The organism is Arenimonas sp. GDDSR-1, from assembly GCF_025980345.1.
GTDB lineage: Bacteria > Pseudomonadota > Gammaproteobacteria > Xanthomonadales > Xanthomonadaceae > Arenimonas.
On sequence record NZ_JAPDUI010000008.1, the window covers coordinates 31,553 to 46,143 of the forward strand.

The window sequence follows — 14,591 nt, forward strand, 5'->3', positions numbered from 1 at the left end:
GTCATGTACACACTCTATTACGCCCCCGGTGCCGCCAGTCTGGTGGTCCATTGGCTGTTGATTGATCTTGATCTGCCCCATGCGCTGATCAAGCTCGACATCGCCGCCCGCGAACACAAGACGCCGGAATATCTTGCGCTCAACCCCGCCGGCGTGGTGCCGACCTTGCTGATTGACGGCAAACCCATGTGCGAAGCGGCCGCCATGGCCGTGCTGCTGGCGGAGGCCCGGCCTGAAGCGGGGTTGATTCCACCAGTGGGCAGCGCCAAACGCGGCGAGTTCCTGCAATGGATGTTCCATTTGGCCAACACGCTCCAACCCCCGTTCCGACTTTGGTGGTACCCGAGCGAAGCTGCCGGAGAAGACCATGCCGATGCCGGAAAGGCCGCTGCCGAGCTGCGAATCCATGCCGTCTTCGCCAATCTGGACGCGCATCTGGCCAAGAATGGCCCCTACCTTCTGGGCGATCGTGCTTCGGCGGCGGATTTCATGCTGGTAATGCTGATGCGCTGGTCGCGCAACATGCCCAAAACGGCTCTCGACTATCCGGCTCTTGCCAGACTGGCCGCACTGATGAAATCCCGACCGAGCTGGCAGGCACTCTATGCCTCCGAAGGACTGACCGAATGGGCCTGAAGCTGAACCCGTCCGGATGGCAGAACTGGAGCGATTTCATTCCGCTGTATGCGCTGGTAAATCTGCCTTTGATTTTCGTGGCAGCTTTACTCATGGCGTATCTGCCGTCTTCGGAACCGGTGTCTTTCGCCAGTGTTACCCGGGAAAGCGTATTCATCCTTTATATCTGCGGCGGAGTGTTCAGCTCCCTGGCTTCATTTCCCTGGCAGTGGCGTTTTCTGCGTCGGTGCATCGCACTGTCCGGCGAAACGGGCCGGTTCGACATTGCGGTTTTTGCGTTGGGTTATTATTGGCGCAATCTGCTGGTTTCTATCATCGTTGCCGCTGCCGTAGCCGTTCCGTTGGTCTTCGTCATCTTTTTTCTGGTCGGATTTCCGTTGATGATGATGCTGGTGCCGGTGCATCTGCTTTCCGGTTTCGTAATCGGATTCATTGCGGCGAAATCCAAGCAGGCCCCCAACGGCGGGCCGACATCGGCCTGAATAGTTTGAAGGAAGGGCGGCTGGAACGCCGTTTGTCGCGATTCATGTACTATATCCGGAGTCTGTTCCCGAGAGGCTCCCATGAAAAAATCCCTTCGATTGTCGGAAACCTGGTTCAATCGCGGCTTATGGCTGGTGGCCCTGGTGTTTGCCGGGTTTTTGATCGGACTTGGCGGTCAGGTGGTCCAGGATCTGCCTGGTGTCGATCGCCAGCTCAGTCTCGATGATTACATCGACAGCACCAAAGCCCAACCGCTGCGTACCCAATTGCAGAAGGCGGAGCAGGCGGCCCAGGAAGCCCGGCTGGAGCAACAGCAGGCGCGCCTGCTGCGCGATGCGGCGCAATCGGATTCCCGAAACGCAAATGAGTCTTTCAGTAACTGGATTGCCACCCGGAAGGCCACGCAGCAATCCGATCACAACGGCGAGCTGCTCAAGCGCACGCAGCAGTTGGATGCGCTCAAGCAGCGTGAATTAGCCGCCATCCGTTTACTCGAAGCACAGGACAAGGCGTTGTTGGATGCTGAACAGGCCGCTGACAAAGCCCGTACAGGGCTGACAGCACTCGAGGCCACGGCACAGAAAAGCTATGATGCCGAAGCCAGAAAGTTGGAGCTGCAGGTTTTCCTGATTCGGTTGGCCATCACGCTGCCGCTGCTGGTATTGGCCGGGTGGCTATTCAGCCGCAAGCGGAAAACCGCATATTGGCCGTTTGTGTGGGGCTTTATCATCTTTGCTGGCTTTGCTTTCTTCGTCGAGCTGGTCCCGTATCTGCCGAGCTATGGTGGCTATGTGCGTTATCTGGTCGGTATCGTACTGACAGTCCTGATCGGTCGGCAGGCCATTGTGTCCTTGTCGCGCTACCTTGAGAAGCAACGTGCCGCCGAGCAATTATCGAGCAGCGAGCGCCAACAGGAGCTTGGCTATGATGCGGCCTTGAATCTGCTCGGCAAGGGCGTGTGCCCGGGCTGCGAGCGGGGCGTGGACCTGAAAAACCCGAATATCGATTTCTGCCCGCATTGCGGCATGACGCTGTTCTGCAAATGCAGCGCCTGTCAAACTCGGAAAAGCGCCTTCATGCGTTTCTGTCATGCCTGCGGACATGGCGGTCAAGCCGCTGGGACGACTGATATTCCGGCGCATTAGTCGGGCGGCAGACTGTCGCCAACCTCAAACCGGATCGGAATTCTCGCCATGCGCTTTTCCATGGCATCGGGAGGCAGTGTCTTCAGGTCGAGTTGCCACTCCAGTGCTTTGCCCACAGCGGCGAGGTCAAGGCTGCGATGGCCGGAACTTTGCAGGATCCAGCTGTCACGCACATTACCGCAACGGTTGAACAGAATGCCGATGAATACGGTGCCGCCCTTACCCTCGCGCAGGGTATCAAGCGGATAGCGCGGGTGGTCCATGGTTGCCGGGCGTTCGATACATGTTTCATCAAAAACCAGGTTTCGCCACTGCCGCGATGCTAATTCGCCCGCCGTTTCCTGCGGCTTTGGTGCCAGTAGTTCGGATTGTCTCTTGCTGAAGATCTCGCAGGTGTCCGCTGCATCGTAGCAATGCACGGTTGCACGAACATGGTAGCCGTTCACCCCTGAAAGATCTTCGAGTTCAAGCGCACGCAGAGGCATGCCACCTTGCGGGCCGGCAGCGTCGAAAACCCAGGTGTGGGTTTTATTTCCGGCCTTCCAGCGCCCCATCATGTTCAGCATTTGCTTGGCTGCGCTGTACTCATGGCTTTTTTTATACTCATCCAGCTGACGGAGAGTGTTTCCGTTCAAGGTCCGGAGTGCGTTATCGCTTTGCCAGGAGGCCTCAGCGAAACGATCCGCCAGCCAAGTAGCGTTTTGGCTGCCCGTGCCGGATTCAAACACGCCCTTGCCGCTGTCGTCACGTGCAAGAAAGGCAGGGCGGGCAACGGGTGGTGCAGGGGGGAGAGGACGGGAAGATTCTGGGATTCGTGCCGGAGTCTGCTGGGTGGCCATCAATGCTAAAAGCAATATCGAGAACATTCTTATCCCTGATGCATTGAAGGTGGATCAATACCACAGCGCAAACAGAAAGATTCCCATCATCGCGAAAGCCAGTCCGACTTTCAGCGCCACGCCGACGGCCATGCCGATCCAAGTGGCGAAACCGATCTTGCCGGCTTCGCGCATGCTCTTGCCCTGGGCGGTTTCCACCGCCATGACGCCGACGAAGGGGCCGAGAATGAGACCGGGCAGATTGAAAAACAGCATGCCGAAAAGGCTGCCCAGTCCGGCGCCGAGCACAGCAAGCTTGCTGGCACCGGCGCGCCTAGCGCCGAGCGCACTGGCCAGGAAATCAATGGCCACCGAAGCCGCGGTCAATAAGCCCAACAGAATGAGCACCAGAACCGAAATCTCCTTGAAATCACCCGCCCAGGCCGCGAGCACCATGCCGACGAAGGCCAAGGGAATGCCAGGCAGCACCGGCAGAAAAACCCCCAGCAGTCCGATGATGATCAGTGCGGCTGAAACGATATAAAGAATCTGCTGCAGTTCGGCAGTCATTTGTAATCCCGGTGGCAGTTGTCGCAGCCCTGCTTGATGGCGCTGGTGGCCGTGGCGAGATCGGCGCAGTTGTCGATGCCCTTGGCCAGCTGCAGATCGAGTACGCGGCGAAGATCAGCGGCATAGCGGACGAACTGCGGGTCCTGCTCGGCCAGGGATTTGAAGGCCGGCTCGATATCGGCGGCGATAATCCGCATCGGCAACAGTTCCTTCTGGATTTCCGGCGCGCTGCAGCGGTTGTCCTTCGCCAACTTGTTGAGCGCCGTAGCATGTGCGGCCTGGACGGCCATGACGCCGCGCGAGAATTCCGTGCCCTTGCTCAGTGCTTCGATGGCGATGCTGGTGCAGACCGCGCCCATGATCAGGCCGACCACCATGACGATCAGGAATTGCAGGGGTTTGTTCATGCGGATTCTCCGAAAATAGATTTCGTCATACTAAAGGATAGCGCGAAGGCATTACAATAGTGGCATGAATGCCCAATATGAACGCTTCGCCGGGGTGGAACGGCTTTACGGAAAAGGCGCGCTTCAGCGTCTTGGCGCGGCGCATGTCGCGGTCATCGGCATCGGGGGCGTCGGCTCCTGGCTGGTCGAGGCGCTGGCCCGGTCCGGTATCGGCCGGTTGACCCTGTTCGACGCCGATGACATCTGCGTGTCCAACAGCAACCGGCAACTGCATGCTTTGGATGGACATTTCGGACGCAACAAGGTCGATGTGATGCGTGAGCGCTGCCTGGCCATCAATCCGGAGCTGCAGATTTCGGCGGTAGCGGCATTCGTGACCCCGTCTAATATGGCCGAACTGCTGGCTGGGCCGTTCGATCTAGTCATCGACGCCTGTGATGCTTTCCGGGTCAAGGTCGAGCTGATTGTCTGGTGCCGCCGGCGCAAGCAGAAGCTGATCGTGGTCGGTGCAGCCGGCGGCCGAACCGATCCGACCCAGATCCGCGTCCGCGATCTGGCCCGCACCGAGCAGGATGCACTGCTGGCGTTGATCCGTCGAAAACTCCGTACTGAATTCAACTTTCCGAAGAACAAAGACCGTTATTTCAGCATCCCTGCCGTCTATTCGCTGGAAAATGTCCAGTATCCACAGGCGGATGGCTCGGTCTGCGGAATCCGTCCGGCAACGGATCCCGAAGGCGGGTTCAAACTCGACTGCGGCGACGGACTGGGTGCGGTCACGCATGTGACCGGTGCTTTCGCATTCGCGGCATCAGCCAAAGCAATCGCCATGCTCCTAGGCCGCAAGTCCAAATAGTCGCTCGGCATTGATTCCGGTCTGTTCCGCGACGACAGCCATGGGTATGCCGCGGATTTCCGCAACGGCCTCGGCCACCCGAATCAATTTTGACGGTTCGTTGCGTTTGCCCTGTTCGCCGGACATGGGTTGATCGGGCGCATCGGTTTCCAGAAGCAGGTATTGCAGCGGGATTTCCTGCACGATGGCACGCAGCCGGGCACTGCGCGGATAGGTGATGGGGCCGCCGATGCCCAGCAAAAAGCCCATGGCCGTCAATTGACGGGCCTGCTCCAGGCTGCCGGAGTAGCTGTGGATGACGCCGCGCACCGGTCCATGCTGCCGCAGCAGCTGGATGACGCGTTCGGTAGCCTTGCGGGCGTGGATGATGAGCGCCTTGTCGCATTCGGCGGCCAGCCGGATATGTTCGCGGAAAATAACTTCCTGTCGTGCGGCATCCAGATCGGGCACGAAAAAATCCAATCCGCATTCACCCACCGCGATGCACTCCGGGCGCTTCAGCCAGTCGGGCAGGGTCTCGAGATCGGCATCCGTGTGTTCAGCCAGGAACATGGGGTGCAGGCCGTAAGCCGGGTGGAATCCCGGATGGCGGACGGCAAGCTGGGCCAAATGCGGCCACCCTGCGGCGGAAATGGCCGGCACGATGAAGCGTTTGACGCCGGCCTGCTGCGCGCGGGCCAGTGTGTCCGGCAGATCATCCGCGAAATCAGCCACATCCAGATGGCAGTGGCTGTCGATCAGGTTCATTCCGCCGGCGGCTCCGGGTCTTTACGTTTTTTCCAACTGGCCAGTAGCGCAGTTCCTAAGCCCAGTAGAATTTCATCGAATGGAATAAATGGCAATAGAATGTCAGGTGAAACTAAGTCAAGTATAAATACGACAAGGAAGATTTTGAATAACGTAGGAAATCGCAGCTTTGAGAAATAAGCAATAATTGGGGCAATCAAGGACTTCAGCATGCGGGGCTCCGTGAAAACGCGGTGAATGGGCCCATTTTGGCACAATTCAGGGCAGGAATATGGGGTAAAATAGGCGACTGATTTTGATGAGGAAACCCCCATGGCCCTGACCCCGACCGACCTGTTCGACATCCGCTCCATGCTGACTGAAGAAGAATGCATGATTCAGGATGCCGTGGCGCGTTTCACCGACGAGAAAGTCATCCCCATCATCGGCGACGCCTTCGATCAGGGCCGCTTTCCGAAAGAACTGGTTCCTGAAATCGCGGCCATGGGCCTGCTCGGCTCCTCCCTGCCGGAAGAATACGGCTGCGCCGGTCTGAACGGCGTCAGTTATGGTCTGATCTGCCAGGAACTCGAACGCGGCGATTCCGGAATTCGCAGTTTCGTCTCGGTGCAGAGCTCGCTGTGCATGTACCCCATTTTCGCCTACGGCTCGGAAGAACAGCGCCGTAAATATCTGCCGGGCATGGCCCGCGGTGAAATCATCGGTTGCTTCGGTCTGACCGAACCGCATGGCGGTTCGGATCCGGCCAACATGAAAACCCACGCCAAGAAGGATGGCGGCGATTGGGTCATCAACGGCGCCAAAATGTGGATCACCAACGGCAATCTGGCCGATATCGCCATCGTCTGGGCGATGACCGAGGAAGGCATCCAGGGCTTCATCGTTGAGAAGGGCACACCAGGTTTCGTGGCTCAGGAAATCAAACACAAGATGAGCCTGCGCGCTTCGGTGACTTCCGGTCTGTTCTTCGACAATGTACGCATCCCCGACAGCCAGCGCCTGCCGAACGTAAAAGGCCTGAAAGGTCCCTTGGGCTGTCTGACCCAGGCCCGCTACGGCATCACGTGGGGCCCGATCGGTGCCGCGCAGGCGTGTTTGACCGAAGTGGTCGAGTACACCAAAACCCGCATTCTGTTCAACCGTCCGCTGGCCGCGAATCAGGCCATCCAGATCAAGCTGGCGGAAATGGCGCGCCGCATCACCATGGCGCAGTTGCTGAGTCTGCAGCTCGGTCGCCTGAAGGATGCCGGCACCATGCAGCCCTCGCAGGTGTCTTTGGCCAAGTGGAACAACTGCCGCATGGCGCTCGACATCGCCCGTGAAGCCCGCGACATCCTCGGCGGTGCCGGCATCACCACCGAATACTGTCCGATCCGCCATGCCCTGAATCTGGAATCGGTCATCACCTATGAAGGGACCGAAACCGTGCATCAGCTGGTCATCGGCCGCGAACTGACCGGTATCAACGCGTTCTGAATGTAATGCGCAAGAAGGATTTTGCATGAGCGCCGCCCTGATTCCCGCCCGCCAGAAAGACGTCAACCGCGCCAAGGTCTGCGATGACAACTTCATCGCCTTCGTGCAGAACTGGCAGGGCGAGGTGTTTCCCAAGCCATCGCCCGAAGAGCCGATTCTGGACGGCAGCGCCTGTTCGGCCCATGACTTCGATGCGCTGTTCCGCTCCCAGCTGATCTCACGCCATCTCGATCTGATGGCCCGCGTATTGCGCGTGCAGCAGAAGGTGTTCTACACCATCGGCTCCAGCGGGCATGAAGGCAATGCCATGGTCGCGCGTCTCACGCGCCATACCGACCCGGCATTCCTGCACTACCGCAGCGGGGGCTTCATGGCCGAGCGGTTCCGCAAGTTGCCGGGCATGGATCCAATCATGGATTCGGCGCTCAGCTTCGCCGCCAGCAAGGATGATCCGATTTCCGGTGGCCGGCACAAGGTCTGGGGAAGCAAGCCATTGTGGGTGCTTCCGCAGACTTCGACCATCGCTTCGCATCTGCCGAAGGCGCTGGGTACCGCCATCGCCGTCGAGCAGGCCAAACGCATCGGGCATGCCTCGCCGATTCCGGAGGATTCGATCGTCATCTGTTCCTTCGGTGATGCTTCCAGCAATCACGCCACGGCACAGACCGCTTTCAATACCGCGCAATGGACGGCCTATCAGAAACTGCCGGCTCCGGTGCTGTACGTCTGCGAAGACAACGGCATCGGCATCTCGGTGAAAACACCCACCGGCTGGATCAACAATGCCTTCCGCAACCGGGACGGCTTGGATTACTTCTACGCCGATGGTCTCGATATCGCCGAAGGCTATGGCCAGATTGAACGGGCCGTCAATCATTGCCGGCAGACCCGCCGTCCGACATTCCTCCATCTGCGAACGACCCGCATCATGGGTCATGCCGGTACCGATTTCGAGATTGAATGGCGCAGCTTCGAAGAACTCATGGCCGTGGAAGCGACCGATCCGCTGCTGCGCTCTGCGGAAATTGCCCTGCATTCGGGGTTGATGACCCGGCAGGAGGTGCTTGATCTTTATGAATCCACCCGCCGTCAATGCTTTGCCGCGGCCGAGGAGGCCGACAAGCGTCCGAAGCTGGAAACCCTCGAAGAAGTCATCGCCCCGCTGGCGCCGTTCCATCCCGAAGCGGTGATGGCCGAAGCGACCCGGGCCGATTACGCGGAAAAGCGGCTGGCCGTATTCGGTAGCGAGGACAAGCTCCCGGAAAAGCTGCCGTCGCGCCATCTCGCCCTGCAGATCAACAGTGCCCTGCATGATCTGTTCTGCAAATATCCGGAGACTCTGCTGTTCGGCGAAGACGTGGCCCAGAAGGGCGGCGTGTACACCGTGACCAAAGGACTGCAGAAAACCTTCAAGGGCGCCCGTGTATTCAACACGCTGCTCGATGAAACCATGATTCTCGGCCTGGCCCAGGGCTTCGCCAATCTCGGCATGCTGCCGCTGCCGGAAATCCAGTATCTGGCCTACTTCCACAATGCCTGCGACCAGATCCGCGGCGAGGCCTGTTCACTGCAGTTCTTCAGCAACGGACAGTACCGCAATCCGATGGTGATGCGCGTGGCTTCGCTCGGCTATCAACGCGGTTTCGGCGGCCATTTCCATAACGACAACTCGATCACCGCGCTGCGCGACATCCCCTCTTTGGTGGTCGGCTGTCCTTCGCGCGGCGATGATGCGGTGACCATGCTGCGTTCCATGACCGCGTTGGCGAAAGTCGACGGCCGGGTCTGCGCGTATCTGGAACCGATTGCCCTGTACATGACCAAGGACCTCTACGAAACAGGTGACGGTCTCTGGCAGACCCGTTATCCGGCGCCCTCGGAAGCCATGGAAATCGGCAGTGAGCGCGTGTATTTCCCGGAAAACAATGATGTTGTGGTATTCACCTTCGGCAATGGCGTGCCGATGAGCCTCCGTGCCGCCCGCCAGATCGAAGACACCCTGCAATGGAAAGTGCGCGTGGTCGATCTGCGCTGGCTGCAGCCCTTGAACGAGGCGGCGATTGCGCGCCATGCCGGTGAGTGCAAACGGATTCTGGTGGTCGATGAAGGCCGACGCAGTGCCGGGGTGGGCGAGGGCATCATCACCGCCATCGTCGAGGCCGGTCATGGCGCCAAACCCCTGCGTCGCGTAGTCGGTGCCGATACTTATACGCCGCTGGCGGGTGCCGCCTTTGCGGTAATCCCGGCCGACGCTGACATCGTCAACGCCGCCATCGATCTGGTCTGAGTTATTTCTTGACCGGTGCCGCCGTGACCGGAGCCGCTGCTGCCGGTTTGGCTGCGGGGGCCGGAGCCGGTTTCGGATAACCGAAAACGCGGCGCAGCATTCGTTCGTTGCCGGCGATTTCGGCCGCATTGGTCTTGACGAATTGGGCCGTGCCGAGCTCGGTCAGCACATCGATAAGGGCCGGATTTTCATGCAGCTTGAGCATGGCGTTGGTCACCGCGGTACGCACATCGGCCGGGACTTTGCGGGAGGCATTGAGACTCCGGCCCGGCAGGCTGCGGGAAAGGTGCACGGACTCGAGATTCGGGTACTGTTGGGCGATGTAGACCGGTACCATGGCAGCCTTGGCTTCCTGGGCGAACACCGCATCGACACCGTCTTTCCAGGTCTGCGCCGTCGAGGCGATTTCGGGCTGGGCAATCGGATTGGGAAACAGTTCGCCAAGGAACAGATAGCCGAGGCTCGGTGACGGCATGCTGACGATGGTGCCCGACATCAGGCCCTGCGGACCGGCAGCGGTGTTTTCCGGGCTGACCAAGAGCGAGAACTGGGTCGGTTCGGCGACGCGAACCAAAGGCACGAAACCGTAGCGTTTGGCGCGGAAATCAGCGAACGGCGCTTCTTCGAAGGAAAAATCGACCGGCGCATTGGCCAGGATGTCGCGCCAGTAGGCATGGTAGTTGTTGCTGGTTTTCAGGGTGAAGGTGTGTCCGGTGCTTTTGCCGAGATAAGCCATCAGCGGCTTGTAGATTTCCTGGGCCTGGGCGGCGGGGTAACTTGGGTCGACCGTGACGGTATAAGTGGCGGCGGAAACGGTGGCTGCCGAGAAGGTCAAGGCAATGGCGAACAGCGAACGGCGCAACATAATCAATCCCCTGGAAAATGACGTAATACCGCAAGAAGCCTAGCATATTTTGCCGATCCGGGCATGCGGCGGCATGCCCGTGTTACATTTACAGGCATGGATACAGAAGACCGCCGTTCTGCGCCCGACACCGAAGAAAAAGCCGTCCGTGAAAAACAACTCTGGGCGCTGGAAGCCTATGCCCGCGCATCGCGCGCCTTGATCCATGCCAAGACCCCGCAGGCCCTGATTGAGCAGGTCTGCCGCGCCGTGACCGAAATGCCGCCCTATGTCATTGCCTGGGTCGGTTTGGCCCTGAATGACCCGTCGAAGACGGTTAAAGTCCTGGGCGTTTCCGGTGCCGTCACGTCCAGAGGCTATGCGCAGGGAATCGCGGTCAGTTGGGATGCCTCGGTGCTGGAAGGACAGGGTCCGACCGGTCAATCGATCCGCTTGGGCAAGACCGTGCTGTTGGCGGATACCGAAACCGATAAGCGTTTCATGCCCTGGCGGGATCGTGCCCGGTCTTTCGGCATCCGATCGTCCGTATCGGTGCCGATGATAAGCAATGACAAGGTCATCGGAGCCTTCATGGTGTATGCCGGACTGCCGGATGCCTTCGGGGACTATGAAATCCGGCTCTTTGAAAATCTGGCCGGCGAGATCGCCCTTGGTCTGGGCAAATTCGGAAATATCGATTCGCAGTAGTCAAGCTCCGGTAACCGCCGCACCGATGACGCTGCCGCCATCAAGGACCGTGCCCAATGCGATGTCCGCCGGCAGAACGGCAACAGCCAGCGTGCCGTCCCCGCTGTGGTCGGCGATACGGCCGATTTCACGGCCATCCAGCGAGAGCAGCGCGCCCGCCTGCAGGCCGGCGCCGTGGATGCCGAAAAGCCCCCGCTTGCTCTTCCCGAGGAAATGGGTGCGCGCGACGATTTCCTGACCCGGATAGCAGCCTTTGCTGACGCTGAAGGCCTTCAATTGCTGCAAGCCGAGCATGTGCGGCGTCCACAGGTCTTGAACGGCTTGATCAATCCATACCCAGCCGATGGCCATGTCGATTTCATGCCATCGCTGCGCGGCATCCTCATCGAGGTTGCCGGAATGGCTGCCAAGCCTTAGCTGGCGTGAACCTTCGCCGTGACCGATCTGCAGGCATGGCCCGTCCGGCTGCGGGGCCGCGCCGAAGCTGGCCAGAAGATGTCCGGAGCTCTCGATGGCGAAAGTCACCTTGGACCGGAAAACATAGCGTTTCAGCCCGTCAATCAGTTTTTGCGGATCCAGTGCCGGCAGAACAAGCAAAAAATGCGCGGTTTCGATCTTGATCAGGTAAAACAGCGCCAGCACCCGTCCTTGGGGGCTCAGCCAGCCGTTGTATTGCCATTGGCCGGTTTCGAGGGCATTCACGTCATTCATGCATTGCGCCTGCAAGAATGACTGTGAATCCGGACCGGTGACATGGATGACGGCGTGTCCAGGCAGCCGAAAATCCTTGGCGGGACTGAAATTTAGCTTGAATGGCATGGCGTGGGGATTTACCATAGAGGGATGAATCAAACGCCCCATTCTAGCGAGAATCCGGAACCGGCGTCAGCCGCGGAGGCTTTGCCGGAAAACAGCCCGCAGCCCGAGCCGATTCCCGAAATCGGCGGCCGTGGCGGCCCGGATCCCACCCGTTACGGGGATTGGGAAAAGAACGGCCGCTGCATCGACTTCTAACCCTGACCGGTAGCCCCTATGTCCGCGCAAAAACGACCCCTGTCACCGCATCTGCAGATCTACAGCAAGCAGATTACCTCCGTGATGTCCATCCTGCACCGCATCACCGGCATCATTCTGGCCATCGGCAGTCTGGGGCTGCTGTGGATTCTGGTCGCGCTATCGCTCGGGGAAGCGGCCTTCAGCACTACCCAGGCTTGCCTGTCCTCCAGTTTTGGGCGGTTCGTGCTGCTCGCCTTCAGTGCCTGCCTGATGTACCACTTCTTCAACGGCATCCGCCATCTGCTCTGGGACGCCGGTAAAGGTTTTGCAATCCCGGATGTCTATCGGTCCGGCTACGCCGTGATTGCCTTGACGGTGCTGTGTACCGCCGGTATCTGGTGGTTGGCCCTGCAGGGAGGTGCGGCATGAATCTGCGCGATCCTCTGGCCACCGCCCGCGGTCTGGGTTCGGCCAAAACCGGATTCGGCCATTGGTGGGCGCAACGCGTCAGCGCCGTGGTGCTGGCCTTGCTGACCCCTTTTGCCGTCTATTGCCTTGCCCGTTACGGCATCGCCGATTACGCCGCGCTGAAAGCACAGTTCGCCAACCCGCTGTGGAGCGCCGCGCTGGTGCTTTATGTGCTCGCGCTGTTCTGGCACGCGCGCCTAGGTCTGCAGGTGGTGGTCGAAGACTACGTCCATCACGGCGCTTTTGAAATCGTGCTGCAGGTGCTGATCAAAATCGTTTTTTCCTTCGCTGCCGTGGCTGCCGTGATCGCCATCGTCCGCCTCGCTTCGGGTTCCTGAGAATTTTATGAGTCAAGCCTACAAAATCACTGAGCACCAGTACGACATGATCGTGGTCGGCGCCGGCGGCGCCGGCCTGCGGGCGACCTTCGGGCTGGCCGCCAAAGGACTTAAAACCGCCTGCATCAGCAAGGTGTTCCCGACCCGATCGCACACCGTGGCGGCCCAGGGCGGCATTTCCGCGGCTCTGGCCAACATGGGCGAAGACGATTGGCGCTATCACTTCTTCGATACCGTCAAGGGTTCCGACTGGCTCGGCGACCAGGACGCCATCGAATACATGTGCCGCGAGGCCATCCCGGCCATCATCGAACTCGAGCATTACGGCGTGCCGTTCTCGCGTACCGAAGAGGGCAAGATCTACCAGCGTCCGTTCGGCGGCATGACCACCCGTTACGGCGAAGGTCCGCCGGCCCAGCGCACCTGCGCGGCAGCCGACCGCACCGGCCATGCCATCCTGCATACGCTGTACCAGCAGTCACTGAAGCATGATGCCAAGTTTTTCATCGAATTCTTCGCGCTTGATCTGATCATGGACGAGGAGGGCGTCTGCCGAGGCGTCATCGCGCTTGACATGGCCGAAGGCACCATTCACGTGTTCCGCGCCCACGGCGTGGTGCTCGCCACCGGCGGTTACGGCCGCGCCTACTTCTCGGCGACCTCGGCACATACCTGTACCGGCGACGGCGGCGGCATGGCCCTGCGTGCCGGATTGCCGTTGCAGGACATGGAGTTCGTGCAGTTCCATCCGACCGGCATCTACGGTGCCGGCTGCCTGATTACCGAAGGCGTCCGCGGCGAAGGCGGCATCCTGCGCAACGATTCCGGGGAGCGCTTCATGGAGCGCTACGCACCCAGCGTCAAGGATCTGGCGCCGCGCGACATGGTCAGCCGTTCGATGACCATCGAAATCCGCGAAGGCCGCGGTGTCGGCCCGAAAAAGGACCACATCCATCTCGACCTGACGCATCTCGACCCGGCAGTGATCCACGAGAAACTGCCCGGCATTTCCGAAACCGCGAAAATCTTCGCCGGCGTCGATGTCACCAAACAGCCGATTCCGGTCCTGCCGACCGTGCACTACAACATGGGCGGTCTGCAGACCAACTACCATGGCGAAGTGGTCACCCTGAAGAACGGCGATCCCAACAGCGTGGTTCCCGGACTATACTCCATCGGCGAGGCGGCCTGCGTATCCGTTCACGGCGCCAACCGTCTGGGATCGAACTCGCTGCTCGATCTGGTGGTGTTCGGCCGTGCCGTCGCCAACCGCTGCGCCGAAACCATCAAACCGAACATGCCGCATAAATCGTTGCCGGCATCGGCCTTGGACAAGTCCTTGGCCAATTTGGACAAACTGCGGTTCGCCAGCGGCTCGACGCCGACCGCGGAAATCCGCGACAACATGCAGCGCATCATGCAGAACGATGCCGCCGTGTTCCGCACCGGTGAAACCCTGCAGCAGGGCGTGGTCAAGATCCGGGAAGCGTTCAAGAGCTTCGAGGACGTCAAGGTCTCCGACCGGTCGCTGGTCTGGAACTCGGATCTCATCGAAACCCTGGAACTGCAGAATCTGCTCGGCCAGGCCGTGGTCACCATGGTCTCGGCGGAGAACCGCAAGGAATCCCGTGGTGCCCACGCCCGCGAGGACTTCAAGACCCGCGATGATGAGAACTGGATGAAGCACACCCTGACGTGGATCGATGACAAGGGTGATACCGTCATCGATTACCGCCCGGTGCATCTCAACACGCTCAGCTCGGATGTGGCTTACATCCCGCCTAAAGAACGCAAATATTGATTGAGGTGTCA

General features: G+C 59.8%; 18 protein-coding genes. 11 read left to right on the forward strand and 7 right to left on the reverse strand.

What is annotated here, in order from left to right; genetic code table 11:
- Positions 1 to 3 precede the first annotated feature (3 nt).
- The 3 genes from Q0W88_RS02655 to Q0W88_RS02665 all read left to right on the forward strand — a co-directional run bounded on the left by Q0W88_RS02655 (position 4) and on the right by Q0W88_RS02665 (position 2,264).
- Positions 4 to 636, forward strand: a complete 633-nt coding sequence (locus tag Q0W88_RS02655) for a glutathione S-transferase family protein (RefSeq protein ID WP_297799732.1) — start codon at positions 4 to 6, stop codon at positions 634 to 636.
- Positions 627 to 1,118, forward strand: coding sequence for a hypothetical protein (locus tag Q0W88_RS02660; protein WP_297799734.1), 492 nt, complete (start codon positions 627 to 629; stop codon positions 1,116 to 1,118). The genes Q0W88_RS02655 and Q0W88_RS02660 overlap by 10 nt, the downstream gene beginning before the upstream one ends.
- Before the next feature lie 81 nt (positions 1,119 to 1,199).
- Entirely contained in the window at positions 1,200 to 2,264 is a 1,065-nt protein-coding gene (locus Q0W88_RS02665) for a zinc ribbon domain-containing protein (RefSeq protein ID WP_297799736.1), read from the forward strand.
- On the opposite strand, the gene Q0W88_RS02670 is transcribed toward Q0W88_RS02665, so the two are convergent.
- The 3 genes from Q0W88_RS02670 to Q0W88_RS02680 are packed head-to-tail and all read right to left on the reverse strand — an operon-like array spanning position 2,261 to position 4,059.
- Positions 2,261 to 3,130, reverse strand: coding sequence for a TonB family protein (locus tag Q0W88_RS02670; RefSeq protein WP_297799738.1), 870 nt, complete (start codon positions 3,128 to 3,130; stop codon positions 2,261 to 2,263). The genes Q0W88_RS02665 and Q0W88_RS02670 overlap by 4 nt on opposite strands.
- A gap of 27 nt (positions 3,131 to 3,157) precedes the next feature.
- Entirely contained in the window at positions 3,158 to 3,652 is a 495-nt protein-coding gene (locus Q0W88_RS02675; RefSeq protein WP_297799740.1) for a DUF456 domain-containing protein, read from the reverse strand.
- Positions 3,649 to 4,059, reverse strand: coding sequence for a hypothetical protein (locus Q0W88_RS02680; RefSeq protein WP_297799742.1), 411 nt, complete (start codon positions 4,057 to 4,059; stop codon positions 3,649 to 3,651). The genes Q0W88_RS02675 and Q0W88_RS02680 overlap by 4 nt, the downstream gene beginning before the upstream one ends.
- Before the next feature lie 64 nt (positions 4,060 to 4,123).
- Between Q0W88_RS02680 and Q0W88_RS02685 the strand changes: the two genes are divergently transcribed.
- The gene (locus Q0W88_RS02685) at positions 4,124 to 4,915 is read left to right on the forward strand and encodes a tRNA threonylcarbamoyladenosine dehydratase (RefSeq protein ID WP_297799744.1); all 792 of its coding nucleotides are present in this window, start codon (positions 4,124 to 4,126) and stop codon (positions 4,913 to 4,915) included.
- Here the strand turns inward: Q0W88_RS02685 and Q0W88_RS02690 are convergent.
- A complete protein-coding gene (locus tag Q0W88_RS02690) occupies positions 4,895 to 5,662 on the reverse strand; it encodes a TatD family hydrolase (protein WP_297799746.1) in 768 nt (255 codons plus the stop codon). The genes Q0W88_RS02685 and Q0W88_RS02690 overlap by 21 nt on opposite strands.
- Positions 5,659 to 5,874, reverse strand: a complete 216-nt coding sequence (locus Q0W88_RS02695; protein WP_297799747.1) for a DUF6116 family protein — start codon at positions 5,872 to 5,874, stop codon at positions 5,659 to 5,661. Before Q0W88_RS02695 ends, Q0W88_RS02690 begins: the two co-directional genes overlap by 4 nt.
- Before the next feature lie 100 nt (positions 5,875 to 5,974).
- Here Q0W88_RS02695 and Q0W88_RS02700 point away from each other — a divergent pair, with 100 nt between their 5' ends.
- Both Q0W88_RS02700 and Q0W88_RS02705 read left to right on the forward strand, forming a co-directional pair.
- The gene (locus Q0W88_RS02700; RefSeq protein WP_297799748.1) at positions 5,975 to 7,138 is read left to right on the forward strand and encodes an acyl-CoA dehydrogenase family protein; all 1,164 of its coding nucleotides are present in this window, start codon (positions 5,975 to 5,977) and stop codon (positions 7,136 to 7,138) included.
- Positions 7,139 to 7,163: 25 nt separating this feature from the next.
- Complete coding sequence (locus tag Q0W88_RS02705) at positions 7,164 to 9,425, forward strand: thiamine pyrophosphate-dependent enzyme (RefSeq protein WP_297799750.1); 2,262 nt, start codon at positions 7,164 to 7,166, stop codon at positions 9,423 to 9,425.
- A gap of 1 nt (position 9,426) precedes the next feature.
- Here Q0W88_RS02705 and Q0W88_RS02710 read toward each other — a convergent pair whose 3' ends face one another.
- A complete protein-coding gene (locus Q0W88_RS02710) occupies positions 9,427 to 10,290 on the reverse strand; it encodes a PhnD/SsuA/transferrin family substrate-binding protein (protein ID WP_297799752.1) in 864 nt (287 codons plus the stop codon).
- A 96-nt stretch (positions 10,291 to 10,386) separates the two neighbouring features.
- On the opposite strand from Q0W88_RS02710, the gene Q0W88_RS02715 reads away from it, so the two are divergent.
- Positions 10,387 to 10,977 (forward strand): GAF domain-containing protein, encoded by a 591-nt coding sequence (locus Q0W88_RS02715; protein WP_297799754.1) that lies wholly within the window; start codon positions 10,387 to 10,389, stop codon positions 10,975 to 10,977.
- Here Q0W88_RS02715 and Q0W88_RS02720 read toward each other — a convergent pair whose 3' ends face one another.
- The gene (locus Q0W88_RS02720) at positions 10,978 to 11,838 is read right to left on the reverse strand and encodes a folate-binding protein (RefSeq protein WP_343212524.1); all 861 of its coding nucleotides are present in this window, start codon (positions 11,836 to 11,838) and stop codon (positions 10,978 to 10,980) included.
- Between Q0W88_RS02720 and Q0W88_RS02725 the strand changes: the two genes are divergently transcribed.
- The 4 genes from Q0W88_RS02725 to sdhA are packed head-to-tail and all read left to right on the forward strand — an operon-like array spanning position 11,821 to position 14,580.
- Positions 11,821 to 11,991, forward strand: coding sequence for a DUF1674 domain-containing protein (locus tag Q0W88_RS02725; protein ID WP_297799760.1), 171 nt, complete (start codon positions 11,821 to 11,823; stop codon positions 11,989 to 11,991). The two genes, Q0W88_RS02720 and Q0W88_RS02725, sit on opposite strands and share 18 nt — an antisense overlap.
- Before the next feature lie 18 nt (positions 11,992 to 12,009).
- Positions 12,010 to 12,402, forward strand: a complete 393-nt coding sequence (gene sdhC / locus Q0W88_RS02730) for a succinate dehydrogenase, cytochrome b556 subunit (protein WP_297799761.1) — start codon at positions 12,010 to 12,012, stop codon at positions 12,400 to 12,402.
- Entirely contained in the window at positions 12,399 to 12,779 is a 381-nt protein-coding gene (sdhD, locus tag Q0W88_RS02735; RefSeq protein ID WP_297799763.1) for a succinate dehydrogenase, hydrophobic membrane anchor protein, read from the forward strand. The genes sdhC and sdhD overlap by 4 nt, the downstream gene beginning before the upstream one ends.
- A 7-nt stretch (positions 12,780 to 12,786) precedes the next feature.
- Entirely contained in the window at positions 12,787 to 14,580 is a 1,794-nt protein-coding gene (sdhA, locus tag Q0W88_RS02740; protein ID WP_297799765.1) for a succinate dehydrogenase flavoprotein subunit, read from the forward strand.
- Positions 14,581 to 14,591 lie beyond the last annotated feature (11 nt).